Annotated in this window: 16 protein-coding genes; 3 read left to right on the top strand and 13 right to left on the bottom strand. The window is 39.3% G+C overall.

Annotated elements, in window-relative coordinates; genetic code table 11:
- Window positions 1-118 precede the first annotated feature (118 nt).
- On the bottom strand, window positions 119-2,107 hold the full coding sequence (metG, locus tag KP78_RS00175) for a methionine--tRNA ligase (RefSeq protein WP_041085304.1): 1,989 nt from the start codon (window positions 2,105-2,107) through the stop codon (window positions 119-121).
- 452 nt (window positions 2,108-2,559) lie between these two features.
- On the opposite strand from metG, the gene KP78_RS00170 reads away from it, so the two are divergent.
- The gene (locus KP78_RS00170) at window positions 2,560-2,847 is read left to right on the top strand and encodes an AbrB/MazE/SpoVT family DNA-binding domain-containing protein (RefSeq protein WP_200889191.1); all 288 of its coding nucleotides are present in this window, start codon (window positions 2,560-2,562) and stop codon (window positions 2,845-2,847) included.
- Between the two features lie 58 nt (window positions 2,848-2,905).
- Here the strand turns inward: KP78_RS00170 and rsmI are convergent, their stop codons facing one another.
- From rsmI to KP78_RS18845, 11 genes are all read right to left on the bottom strand, one after another.
- A complete protein-coding gene (gene rsmI, locus KP78_RS00165) occupies window positions 2,906-3,811 on the bottom strand; it encodes a 16S rRNA (cytidine(1402)-2'-O)-methyltransferase (RefSeq protein ID WP_041085301.1) in 906 nt (301 codons plus the stop codon).
- On the bottom strand, window positions 3,762-4,058 hold the full coding sequence (locus tag KP78_RS00160) for a GIY-YIG nuclease family protein (protein WP_041085299.1): 297 nt from the start codon (window positions 4,056-4,058) through the stop codon (window positions 3,762-3,764). The genes rsmI and KP78_RS00160 overlap by 50 nt, the downstream gene beginning before the upstream one ends.
- On the bottom strand, window positions 4,042-4,785 hold the full coding sequence (locus tag KP78_RS00155; RefSeq protein WP_041085298.1) for a tRNA1(Val) (adenine(37)-N6)-methyltransferase: 744 nt from the start codon (window positions 4,783-4,785) through the stop codon (window positions 4,042-4,044). Before KP78_RS00155 ends, KP78_RS00160 begins: the two co-directional genes overlap by 17 nt.
- Before the next feature lie 172 nt (window positions 4,786-4,957).
- Complete coding sequence (gene yabA, locus KP78_RS00150) at window positions 4,958-5,335, bottom strand: DNA replication initiation control protein YabA (protein WP_041085297.1); 378 nt, start codon at window positions 5,333-5,335, stop codon at window positions 4,958-4,960.
- A gap of 13 nt (window positions 5,336-5,348) precedes the next feature.
- Window positions 5,349-6,176, bottom strand: a complete 828-nt coding sequence (locus tag KP78_RS00145) for a PSP1 domain-containing protein (protein WP_041085296.1) — start codon at window positions 6,174-6,176, stop codon at window positions 5,349-5,351.
- The gene (holB, locus tag KP78_RS00140) at window positions 6,169-7,173 is read right to left on the bottom strand and encodes a DNA polymerase III subunit delta' (protein WP_041085294.1); all 1,005 of its coding nucleotides are present in this window, start codon (window positions 7,171-7,173) and stop codon (window positions 6,169-6,171) included. The genes KP78_RS00145 and holB overlap by 8 nt, the downstream gene beginning before the upstream one ends.
- A gap of 13 nt (window positions 7,174-7,186) precedes the next feature.
- A complete protein-coding gene (locus KP78_RS00135) occupies window positions 7,187-7,627 on the bottom strand; it encodes a YaaR family protein (RefSeq protein ID WP_041085292.1) in 441 nt (146 codons plus the stop codon).
- Between the two features lie 21 nt (window positions 7,628-7,648).
- A complete protein-coding gene (locus tag KP78_RS00130; RefSeq protein WP_041085290.1) occupies window positions 7,649-7,978 on the bottom strand; it encodes a cyclic-di-AMP receptor in 330 nt (109 codons plus the stop codon).
- 646 nt (window positions 7,979-8,624) lie between these two features.
- A complete protein-coding gene (gene tmk, locus KP78_RS00125; protein ID WP_041085288.1) occupies window positions 8,625-9,251 on the bottom strand; it encodes a dTMP kinase in 627 nt (208 codons plus the stop codon).
- The gene (locus KP78_RS00120; RefSeq protein WP_052474419.1) at window positions 9,248-10,708 is read right to left on the bottom strand and encodes an aminotransferase class I/II-fold pyridoxal phosphate-dependent enzyme; all 1,461 of its coding nucleotides are present in this window, start codon (window positions 10,706-10,708) and stop codon (window positions 9,248-9,250) included. The genes tmk and KP78_RS00120 overlap by 4 nt, the downstream gene beginning before the upstream one ends.
- Window positions 10,709-10,837: 129 nt before the next feature.
- Window positions 10,838-10,987 carry a sigma factor G inhibitor Gin gene (locus KP78_RS18845; protein ID WP_157841408.1) on the bottom strand — a complete coding sequence of 50 codons (150 nt, stop codon included), beginning with the start codon at window positions 10,985-10,987 and terminating at the stop codon, window positions 10,838-10,840.
- A 687-nt stretch (window positions 10,988-11,674) separates the two neighbouring features.
- Here KP78_RS18845 and KP78_RS20405 point away from each other — a divergent pair.
- Together KP78_RS20405 and KP78_RS20400 are read left to right on the top strand one after the other, a co-directional pair.
- Window positions 11,675-11,947, top strand: coding sequence for a hypothetical protein (locus KP78_RS20405; protein ID WP_235420789.1), 273 nt, complete (start codon window positions 11,675-11,677; stop codon window positions 11,945-11,947).
- Between the two features lie 81 nt (window positions 11,948-12,028).
- Window positions 12,029-12,253, top strand: coding sequence for a hypothetical protein (locus KP78_RS20400; protein ID WP_235420788.1), 225 nt, complete (start codon window positions 12,029-12,031; stop codon window positions 12,251-12,253).
- Window positions 12,254-12,532: 279 nt separating this feature from the next.
- Here the strand turns inward: KP78_RS20400 and KP78_RS20395 are convergent.
- On the bottom strand, window positions 12,533-12,763 hold a 231-nt coding region (locus tag KP78_RS20395), incomplete at its 5' end, for a hypothetical protein (RefSeq protein ID WP_041085286.1).

Here is a 12,763-nt window from a genome sequence, read left to right as displayed (position 1 = left end):
AACGTCATTTATTTGACATCATTTTGTAATATAAAACATCTATTTTTAAAATACAAAAGGAGAGAATCTTTAATGAGATTCATCCCCTTTTGCTTTAGTCTATTTAAGTAAATACGAATTACTTAACTCGCGCTCCATTTTGTAGTGATTCGGCCACCTGGGCCAACGCAAGGACTCCGTCTTTTTCACCGGCTAAAATCATTCCTTGCGATAATTCTCCTCTGAGCTTAACAGGCTTTAGGTTTGTTACACAAATCACCTTTCTTCCAACAAGCTCCTCAGGTGTGTAAAATTTCGCAATTCCAGATACGACCTGGCGTTTTTCAAATCCTAAATCCAACTGAAGCTTCATGAGCTTATCTGTCTTTTTAACTGGTGTGGCTTCAATCACAGTCGCAACGCGCAAATCCACCTTCATAAAATCATCGATGGCAATTTCCTCTTCAAGCTCGACGATTTCTTCTTGCTCAGGCTCAGCTTTTACAGACCCAGTCATTTTCTCCTGAATGTAAGCCACTTCATCCTCTACTTCAAGTCGCGGGAAGATTGGCTCTCCTTTTTCTACAACTTTTGTATCTGAAGGAATCACTCCAAATTCCTTCAGACTATTCCATGATAAAAAGCGATCTTCTGTAAGCGAAAGCTGTTTTAAAATATTTGCTGGTGTTTGAGTCAAGAACGGCTGAAGCATTACTGCAATCCGACGAAGCGTTTCTGCTAGATGATTCATTACGTTGCCTAACTCATCTTTTTTTGCTTCATCTTTTGCAAGCACCCATGGCTGTGTTTCATCAATGTATTTATTTGTACGGCTGATCAGTTGCCAAACTGTCGATAAAGCGATTGAAAACTCCATTTTTTCCATTGCATCTTCATATTTATGCACTGTTTCATGATTTAAATCTAGAAGCTGCTGATCAAATGATCCGTTCGATCCTTTATAAATCGGGATATGGCCATCAAAGTACTTATTTATCATCGCTACTGTTCGGTTTAATAGGTTGCCAAGATCATTTGCAAGATCAAAATTAACGCGCTCTACAAACCCTTCTGGTGTGAAGACCCCATCTGAACCAAATGGTACCTCACGAAGAAGGTAATAACGAAGAGAATCAAGGCCATAGCGTTCAATTAACGTCACTGGGTCCACTACATTCCCTTTAGACTTCGACATTTTCCCGTCCTTCATTAGCAGCCAACCATGAGCAAAAACCTTCTTCGGTAACGGTAAATCCAAGGCCATTAGCATAATTGGCCAATAGATTGTATGGAAGCGAACAATTTCTTTACTCATTAAGTGAACATCAGCTGGCCAGAACTGCTTAAAACGGTCCTCATTTTCGGAGTCATATCCAAGTGCGGTAATATAGTTGGATAGTGCATCAATCCAAACATAGACAACATGCTTCGGATCTCCAGGTACCTTTACACCCCAGTCAAATGTCGTTCGTGACACAGCCAAATCTTCAAGTCCAGGTTTAATAAAATTGTTAATCATTTCATTTTTTCGTGATTCCGGCTGAATAAACTCAGGATTTTCTTTATAGTAGTCCATCAAACGATCTGCATATTTGCCCATACGGAAGAAATAAGACTCTTCACGAACCTTTTCAACCGAATGTCCACTATCCGGGCTCTTACCTTTCAATACATTGCCAGCTTCATCCATCTCTTTATCAACAAGCTGAGTTTCTGTGTAAAAGGTTTCATCTGGAATTGAATACCAGCCTTCGTATTCTCCAAGATAAATATCTCCTTGATCCAAGAGCTGCTTGAAAATCTTTTCTACTACATCTTTATGGCGTTTTTCTGTCGTACGAATGAAATCATCGTAGGAAATCTCCATCGTCTTCCAAAGATTTTGTATTCCTACTACAATTTCATCCACATACGCCTGTGGAGTGATTCCTTTTTCATTCGCCTTCTCTTGGATCTTCTGTCCGTGCTCATCTGTCCCGGTTAAATACATTACATCAAAGCCGCGCAATCTTTTGTATCTTGCCATCGCATCGCCTGCTACTGTTGTATAAGCGTGACCGATATGCAATTTTCCACTTGGATAATAAATTGGTGTTGTAATATAAAACGAATTGTTGGACTTGCTCACCGAAAATCCCCCTCACATCTCTTCACTTTACAGGCAGAAAAACCACTGCTGACAAGCGTTCATATGCTAAAAAATATACCCGAAATAACACTCGAATGCAACCGCACACGTACCGCCCATAAAATAACAAAACAAAGGCCTATAATGAAATTTATTTAGTTTGTCGAATTTTTGACATAATCGACTTATTTTTGTCGAAATGATAAATAGTTTGAATTCAAACTGTTTTATTTACATTTACATAAATTTCATGTTATAGTGGATTATGTAGTAGTAAATAAAAGGTAATTTAATCTATTTCCCATTATAGCAAGGTTTTTAGACTAGTAAATTTAAGATCATATTTATAAAATTTATTTATTGACGGATATGGGAAACGTTGGTATGATAATCTCATAGAGAGAAATTTGTCGAAAAATGACGAAAAAACACATCATTTATTTGAGAGGGGAATTTTCATGAAATCAACAGGAATCGTTCGTAAGGTAGATGAGTTAGGCCGGGTCGTTATTCCTATCGAGCTTCGCCGTACACTAGGAATTGCAGAAAAAGACGCATTAGAAATCTATGTAGATGACGAAAAAATCATCCTTAAGAAATACAAGCCAAGCATGACTTGCCAAATTACTGGTGAAGTATCTGATGATAATCTTAAACTTGCTGGCGGCAAACTTGTTCTTAGCCGTGAAGGTGCAGAGTTGCTAATTAAAGAGATTCAAAGTAATCTTCAAGACGCATAAGCATAAAACAATAAAAAAGCCTGTTCGAGCATTCGCTCAAACAGGCTTTTTTATACGATTATTCCTCTTCAACATGGTAAGCTTGATACACATCACGTTTGGAGATAGAACGATCCTTCGCCGCTTCCTTAATTGCTTCTTTTGATGTTAAGCCCTTTTGTTCAATATAGGTTTCAACATGCTGTAAAATGGAAAGCTGCTCCCACCAATACGTTTCCTCCTGCTGCCAGTTCTCCGCTGATGCTCCTTCTATTACTAAACAAAATTCACCGCGAAGATCATTTGCTTCTGACCAATCCAATCCTTCTTGGATCGTTCCTCTTATAAACTCTTCAAATTTTTTCGTGAGTTCTCTAGAAATGACCATTTTACGTGAAGGTCCAATGTGATTGACCATTTCTCTTAATGTTTCTTTTAGTCGATGTGGTGACTCATACAAGACAAAGGTAGCAGGAATGGTCGCAAGAAAATCAAGCTCTTCACGCTTTTCTTTTTTGCCTCTTGATAAAAACCCATAATAATAAAACGGTTGTGGGATAAGTCCTGAAGCAATAAGGGATGTAAGGGCTGCGTTGGCTCCTGGAAGCGGGACAACAGGAATATCTGCCTCCAGTACCGCTTGCACAAGCTCAAATCCTGGATCTGAAATACACGGCATCCCAGCATCACTGACTAGTGCCACCTGTTCTCCTCTATGCAAACGCTCCACCATTTTTTTGCCGCTTGTTTCTTTATTATGCTCATGGTAGCTTACAATAGGAGTCGTGATTTCAAAATAATTGCATAGCTTTTTCGTATTTCGTGTATCCTCCGCAGCAATGATATCAGCTTCCTTTAGCAGCCGAATCGCCCGAAATGTAATGTCTTCCAAATTGCCAATCGGGGTTGGAATAAGATATAACTTTCCTTGCTTATCATCCGAAAAACTTTGTTGTGTCTTTAACACAGCGGTCTCTCCTTTCATGAATGAACTGTTCTTTTTTTATTCTAGAAAGCCGCTTAAAGGCATATTCTGTCTGCATCGCTGCTCGTTTTGTTGAAAATCGCTCTGCATGTAAAAATAGTACAGGCAGCCGTGTGCGAGTGTATTTTGATGCGATACCTTTATTATGCTGCCCTAATCGTCTCACTAAATCAATTGTATATCCGCCATAAAAAGAACCATCTCCACACTGAAGGACATAAAAGAAATGATTATCCTTTATCTCCATACAGGATCTCCTTTACTTCGGGTGTATATTGACCATCCTCTTGGTATACATAAAGCGGCGACAGGAGCTTCACATCTGCCTTTCCATCTTTAATTCCTTCTATTAATATAGTGTTTGCTTCCTTTCCATGTTTCGGATAGACAAACTGAATTCGTTTTGGCTCTAATCGATATTTTCTCATTAATGTTACAAGATCTACTAACCGTCCAGGCCGGTGCACAAATGCTGCTTTTCCACCTTGCTTTAGCAATTCGCTGCTTGCTTTTATAGCATCCTCTAGTGTACACATGATTTCATGTCGGGCAATAGCCAAATACTCGTTTTCATTTTTTTCTTTATCAGAAGGAGTTGGAAAATACGGCGGATTACAGGTAACCACGTCATGACCAGTGTACCCGAGTGAAGGAGCAATGGTCTTAATATCACCATGAATCATGGAAATTTGGTGATCCAGCTGATTATAAGCAATACTTCGTATGCCCATATCATACAATCTTTCTTGGATTTCAACACCGACGATTGATCCTTTTGTACGCGTACTAAGAAGCAGCGGAATTACACCATTGCCAGAACACAAATCAATAATACTTCCCTTTTGAATAGGGACATGGACAAATCGGGCAAGTAATACTGCATCTAATGAAAATGCAAAAACAGATGGGCTTTGGATAATTTTCAAATCCTCAGCCAACAAATAATCTAATCGTTCATCTCCCACCAACTGCATGAGATCCCTCCATCATATTAGGTAAAAACCTGCACAGAAAAGAGCTGATCGCTCAGGACGGTGTTTCCAACCTTTGAAAAAGAGTTTTTTGTCCTTTAACAGAACTGTAACTACTTTTGCAGGTTGGAAATCGACACGGTCCCTCAAGCGTCAGCCCTCGATCCTGTACCTCTTATTTTTTGTTCAAAAACGATAGGCAAAATAGACAATCCTCATCTTTTCTCGGGCTTCCAAAATGAATGTTACAAATATGGAATCCCTCCTGATACAACCTGGCCAGATTATCATATCCTTCTCCAATATCTGCGACCTGTCCTTCTTCACCAGCAGGGTCCACTGATGCCAAACGACCTCGTCCCCTGCCGACATTTTTGCGAGAGTTCTCAAGCTGTTCCAGCCGCCGGCGTAAATGGTCATTTTCGATTTGGAGCGAATTGTTTTCCTCCATTATTTCAGCAAGATGCTGTTTTAATTCACCAAGTTGCTGATATAAGTGGCCAATTTGCTGCTCCATATTGGTGACGGAATCAAAGAACTCTTTCTTATCCACGAACTCCACCTCATTACTCTGTGGCTTGAATTGATGCGATATCGTTATTCATGATTTCTTCAAGCGTATATTCTAATACTCGATCTTGCCCCTTCATTTCAATTTGAAGGACACGTTCTAGCATATTAAGGCCAATGACTTTCCCTTTACCTTCCGGCGTTTGTACAGATTGGCCTAAATCAGGCATTTCTTCTTTCGCAGCCTCATATTCATCATTTTCATACTTTAAGCAACACATAAGTCTTCCACAAAGACCCGATATTTTTGAAGGGTTAAGTGATAAATTTTGATCTTTCGCCATTTTAATTGAAACAGGTTCAAAATCCCCCAAAAATGTTGAACAGCAAAGCATTCTACCACAAGGACCAATACCGCCTAACATTTTCGCTTCATCACGTACTCCGATTTGTCTTAATTCAATGCGCGTTCTAAAAACAGATGCCAAGTCCTTTACAAGATTCCTAAAGTCAACGCGTCCATCTGCGGTAAAATAAAAGATGACCTTATTTCGATCAAATGTATATTCTACATCCACGAGCTTCATATCTAATTCATGCTCACTTATTTTCTTTGAGCATACATCATAAGCAAGTGTGGATTCTTCTTTATTTTCTTGCACCGCTAAACGATCTTTTTGGTCGGCGATACGGACTACTTTTTTCAGCGGCAGTACGACATCATTCTCATCTACTTGCTTGATGTCTACAACTACCTTTCCGTATTCAACCCCTCTGACCGTTTCAACAATGACATAATTATTCTTTTCAATGTCTAGCTGATTTGGATCAAAATAATATATTTTACCTGCTTTTTTAAAGCGAACTCCTACTACCTCATACAAGCATAGATCCCCCCTGCAATTTAAGCATCAGCTGCTCCATTAATAGCTGTGCATTCATGTTTCGATTCAAATGTCTTTTCGATTCCAGTATGGTGGTCAATTGTTCAGACAGTTGCTTCGTGGATGTCTGAAGAGCATCGGACTCAAAAATATGACGTTGGTCAGGAAATGATAAATGGTCAAACTTGTCCATTTGGATGTAAAGGAGGTCTCTATATATAAAAAGAAACAAGTCTAAAGCTAATTCTATTTGTGACTTTTCTTTAAAGTGGCTAAAAAAATCAACTTGAAGACGCGTCATGGCTTCAAAAGGATGTTCTTTAAGCACTTCATATAATTTTAACACGATTTTTCGAGCTTGTACAAACCACTCATCTGTACTTAGCGTAATTCCTTCTTCTAATTGATTCGTTATTTTCGAAAGCAAGGCAGCCATTGTTGGATGGACACCTTCTGCTACCAGTCGCTCCTTAAAAATAAGAGGCGGCAGGGAGTGAAATGAAATCAGCTGACACCTTGACAGGATCGTAGGAAGCATGTTGTGCGATTGCTCTGTTATAAGAATTGCCGTCGTTGATTGATGAGGTTCTTCCAAAAATTTGAGTAAGGAGTTTGCTGCCTGTACTGTCATTTTATCGGCAAAGTTAACAATATAGGTTTTCCGACGCGACTCCATCCCCGTCTTGCTAAACTCTTCTTGAAGCGCTCGAACTTGATCCTTTTTAATCGATAAGCCATCTGGTTCCACTAGATGAACGTCAGGATGGTTTCCGTGGGCAATCCGCTGACACTGATCACACTCTCCACAAGGTAGACCTTCGGAAGGAACACGGCAAAAAAGGCCCTGCGCTAAAAAGATCGCCATATCCTTTTTCCCTGTTCCTCTTGCTCCTTCGAATAAATAAGCATGGGCAATCCGTTGCTTTGTTAAACCGTTGACCAGCATTTTCGCAGCAAGCGGCTGCCATTGTTGAAGCTCAGTCCATGTTGCGGTCACGTCTATCCCTCTTCTACGTATATAGATTAATGAGTAAGCCTTTGATTTCACCAATTTGATCCAAAATATCAATGGATTGCTTTTCATTTTTCATTAAATCATCAGTTAGATTAACCAAGCTTTCTTCTATCGTTTCAACAATTCTCAATTTGCGCCCCTCACCATATTGATTCCATGAATGAGATTCCTTTAACCCCATTCCAAAATCAACGGTTTCTTTAACAAGCTGGCGCACAAGTGTTTTAAATTTTGCAAGATCTTTAAAATTACGAGAGCGTGCAAGGCGTTCGCCAGCCTTCGTTACGTCTCCCATAAGACGTGTTAGCTGCTCCACCTGCATTTTTTGTCCCTGTTTTTGAACAATATTTCCAAAGTTTAATTGTCCAACAGATGATTGCTGTTGACCCTTTGGTCGCTGGTCTGAGCTTAAACGAAGGTCTTGGTTGATTTTCATGCTGTCTTATCACTCCACTAATTAAAATTGATGGAACTGTTCAATCGGTAATACAAATACAGTTGCTCCGCCTACTTCTACTTCTACAGGATAAGGAATATACGAGTCTGCATTTCCTCCCATTGGCGATACAGGTGCCACCATTTGTTCCCGGGATCGGCAGCTATCGTTAATTACCTGTAAAACCTTGTCAACAAGCGCATCTTCTATACCGATAAGAAATGTCGTATTGCCAGATTTTAAAAATCCACCCGTGCTGGCTAATTTTGTCGCACGAAAATTTTTTTTCATCAGTGCAGTGGACAGACGGTTACTATCCTGATCTTGTACTACAGCGACAACTAGTTTCATCCATGCCACCCTCTTCTTTTTAGTTTATCTATCTCCATTATAACAAGAATAAGAACGCATTACTAAGGCATTCTACATTCCCTTTTATAGCCTATGCATATTCAACAATACTGCTTGTGCTGAGCTTGAGAAATATAAATCCTTATCCTTAATATTCGTTGTTTATCCTACAGATTCCTTTAATTAATTTTTTACATTATTTTTAAATAGCCTCTGTTAAACTTGCCTGTTGATTGGAGCGAAGAGCATTCGCTTTCCGCGGGCGGTCCGACGCTCCTCGGCGCTATGCGTAGGCTGCTGAAAAAGTCGCTCATTTTCAAATTCGTAAAGTCAATTCCCAAAATAACATTGGTTTTACGATTGATTGTGGGACATAACCACTACATTATTATGAAAAAAGAGAGATAAAGTAGGGGTTAATTTTTCGCTGTTTTTGAAAACCTTACTTTTTCAGTGCCCTCGCTATGCGCCTGTGGGTTCTCCCCTTGACTCGCTTTCCCGCAGGAGTCTCACGTATCCGCTCCAATCAACATCGTGCAAAAATCAACAATTATCTTTACCATAGCCTTTAATTTGAAAGACACTTTTTATTCTTACAGTAAAAAAAACAAGCTGCGGGATTCCACACAACTTGTCTAACACAATGCTATTGAAGAGATTGTACAATAGAAAGTGCTTCTTCATATACTTCTTCGAATGAACGGCTGGCATCAATTGAATGTATTCTTTCCGGAAATCGCTCCAGAAGCATCAAATATCCCTCTCGTACTTTGTGATGAAAGCTCATTCCCTCAAGATCAAGTCGATTCACTTCGCGTCCTTTATTTTGGGCAATACGGGCCATCCCGATGGCCGGATCAATATCAAAATATAGCGTACAATCTGGCATCATGTCTCCTATAGCAAACTGATTAATGCCCCAAACCTCATCTATTCCTAAGCCCCTAGCGTGTCCTTGGTAAGCGAGTGAGCTGTCAATAAAGCGGTCGCAGAGAACCGTTATTCCTTGTTCTAAAGCAGGCAAAACCTTTTCTACTAAATGCTGTCTTCTTGCTGCACTATATAGCAGTGCTTCCGTCCGACCTTCCATCGCTTTATGTTCAGGATTTAATATAACCTCACGAATTTTTTCAGCAATTTCAATTCCTCCGGGCTCTCTTGTAAGCAAGATTGTTTGCCCGCGTTCTTGCAAAGTCTCTTCTATTTTTTTTATAACAGAAGTTTTACCTGCTCCCTCTGGTCCTTCTACTGTAATAAACAACCCTTTTTTCATTGTACACCTCCATTATGATGTTCCGCTTCAAAGTAAGCTGAATCTACTATTTTAATAAGCCCATTTGCAATTCGCTGTTCGCCTTGAAATCTTACTTTTTGATTATTCCATTTTTGAAGCTGATCAATTTTATTTCTCGTTATTTTTTCCCCCGCTAAAAGATATGGGATCCCTGGAGGATATGGAATGATAGCAGCGGCTGAAATTTTGCCCTCCGCCTGTGAAAGACTTATCCATTTGGATTCTGTCACTTCCATCTCACTAAGAGAAACAGCAAGCTCCATAACCGGTTTTTCTATTGAAGGGAGTTCTTTGATCAAGATTTCTTCATCTGCTTCTACATCTGATTTACTTGCAATTTTCTTTATCGCTTCAATTGTCCGGTCAATTGAAAAAGCTATCCCTTGTTTTAATAGCGGTAATATAAATAGCACCTGTTGAGGATCCGATAGTTCCGCATAAATAGCATATTTTTCAAGCTCTTCCTGCAGCATAAAGCCAGACAGAGGGTGCACCCTTATCATCAGCTTCAACGGGTCATCTGCTTCAATGACTGTTACATTAGGGATAGCTATAAGCTCCTTGATTAGTTGCTGACGCAGTGCCAGCAGATATTCCACATCAGCTTGCCTAATCGTGGCCAAATAAGACCTAGCACCATCCAAAGACGCCATAATAGGATAAGATGGGCTGCTAGACTGCAGCATCCCTAAATACTTTTCGATTTTATTCTGTTTCACACGATCAGTTCCAATATGTAAAAAAGAGCCCATCGTCATAGCAGGCAATGTTTTATGAGCGGACTGAACAACCACATCTGCTCCTAATGCAAGCGCGGACTCGGGAAATGGGACGCCGAGCGTAAAATGGGCACCATGTGCTTCATCCACCAATACGATCAGATCTTGACCGTGAGCTTCCTCCATTAATGTTTGAATACCATACGTATGACCATAGTAAGTTGGATAGGTTAAAACCAGCGCCTTGGCATCTGGATAGCGGCGCAGTGCTTCCTTTAACACCTCTAAAGAAATTCCTTCCGGCGTCAAAGAATCTGGATGCACAGAGGGATCTAGAAATACCGGGTGAACCTTGCTCAACATACAAGCATGGATGATTGATTTATGACTATTTCTCGCAATAAACACAGTATCTCCAGGATTACATGATGCGAGCATCATAGTTAAATTGCCGACGGTTGTTCCATTTACTAAAAAATAACTTGACTGTGAACCATAATGAGAGGCAAGAAGGTTCATTGCTTCCTTAATCGCACCCTCTGGCGCATGCAAATCATCCAATAAACTAAGCTCAGTTACATCGTATTCTCCAATCCCTTTAAGCAAACCGGTTTCGTCAAGCAAACCTGATTTGTGACCTGGCACATGGTACGTCACAGGATTTCTTTCTTTAAACTGTTTCAATGCTTGTACCAAGGGCCTTTTTGACTGATCCATCGTTACTAGCCACCTTTTGTTAACAACATTCAATCTCGATTGTACCATTGCAACAAAAAAATCACCAAGTGTGCAGCTATATACTTGGTGATAAAAGCTTTATTCATATCTTTAACAAACTTGCATAAATTAATTTTTTAAGTGGCGAACCCATATATCATATGCTTGATCCTCTGCATGCAAAGAGATTAATGCCTGCTCACACCACACACAAATCAACTTATCAAAAACACGAATTCCTTTTTTTGATCTTCTACGGCAAGCTTGACATACCTTCATTCCCCACTCCTCCATTTCTCGATGTTCCCTATCACCAAGTATGGACACGCTTACAGATTTCTAATCCACTTTTATCTTATTCAAAAAAATGGAAACAGTTCCTATGTAAATAGAGTTGCAAATAAATTAAACACATAGCTAAGTAATTTTTTTTGATGCGTAGAATCATTTTTCTGAATATAGGCTTTATTAAACGTGTCTATTGATTGCAGCACGCACGCACGCGCTCGCGTTCCGCTAAAATCAACGCTGTGCAAAAATCAACAATGGACTTTAACATAGCTAAAAAATAAAATTCCTGATTCTATCTCCTTATAAAAAAGAACCGCTACCTTCAATAGCGGCTCTTTCCCACACTTAGAAATGTCTACCTCACACGAAGCTGGTAATGCGAGTCAACTTCACTCGTTCCTTCTTTATCCCCCTTGCTTCACGGTCGTCTGATAGAAGAATAGAACGTTTCACTCGCATGATAACCAAGTATCGCGACATTAGTTGAGTGATTCCAGTTCTTCGATATCATCAAGTATTGAAGCGATGAGACGATAGTAAGTAAATTGATAATGGGATACCCCTGTTCTGTACAGCTGCGACATATGTTCAGTTTATACTATAAAAATTTACCAGATTGAGAATTATACTTATTCAAGAAAAGGGCAGAATTGATGAACAGAGCAAATCGGATTCTTGATATTACAAGAGGGAAAATCTGAAATGAGACAAATATATGCTTTTGAATCAAAAGAAGATCATAAAAAATATCACCCTATAATTGAAAGGCACAGTCAAAAATTACAGGATTACCAACTTATATCGAAAGAAAAATTCGCATTAATAAGTTTGCCAAAAGGAATCGGTTGGACAACAGAAAGTTTGGCTACATCTGTTTTGTCTGATGTACCAATACCAGCTTTTACAAATAAAGATTTAATTTATATTTCCCCTGATCTATCAGCTTAGAGAAGGTTATTTCTAAAACAATTAGAAGAATACAATATTCTGGTCATTAAAAATTTTAACCAGAATTATTTATTTACGGTATTGGCTCACGAGTTAGCTCACCATTCAGATTTATTTGTAGATAAGTTCGAAGATGAAAGAAAAGATAGTATTTGGTTTGAAAAAGGTATGTGCGGCTATTTACCGAGAAAAATAGTATTAGATGAAACGGCGTTTAAAGAAATAACAAATATAAAGTTAGAATTAGTTAAAGTGCACAAAGGGAAATATGGGAAACATTCATTAGATAAATTCGGTACTAATTAGTATCAAGGCACCATCTTAACCAGTATAATGTTTGATTATTGACGTGGTTATCTTGCAGTGAGGTTCTCAGTAGAAGTTCGCGCTAATAACGATCTAGAGTTGATTTTTGAGGAATGCCATAGTCGGGATAGAGAAGGTAGAAAAGTATCCTTAACAGAGTATTTTGAATTGAACTCTTTATTCAAATAAAGCGGGAACTGGAATGAGAGAACGAAATCCCATATTTATTAAGTTCTCATTTTTAAATAAGTTTTTTCAGTGCCTGGCGGCTTCTTATTCTCAAAGAGGGAATCCGCAACTACCATCGGCGCGCGAGCTTCTCTTCCGTGTTTGGCGCTCGGAAAAGGATGAACGTCGGATCTTTAGCATCAGCTTCACACGTTCCGGGTCTCTCTCCCTCGCTTCCTTGATCTCCTTGTTCCTCCCTTCCCTTGCAGTGCTTTTATTGTAAATAAATCGTTTTAAATTCAAACACAAAAGGACCGCTACCTTTTTTGGTAACGGTCCTTT

The sequence above is a fragment of the Jeotgalibacillus soli genome (assembly GCF_000829435.1).
Classification (GTDB): Bacteria; Bacillota; Bacilli; order Bacillales; family Jeotgalibacillaceae; genus Jeotgalibacillus; species Jeotgalibacillus soli.
The sequence above is the reverse complement of the archived record's forward strand: the minus strand, read 5'-3'. Positions and strand labels throughout refer to the sequence as shown.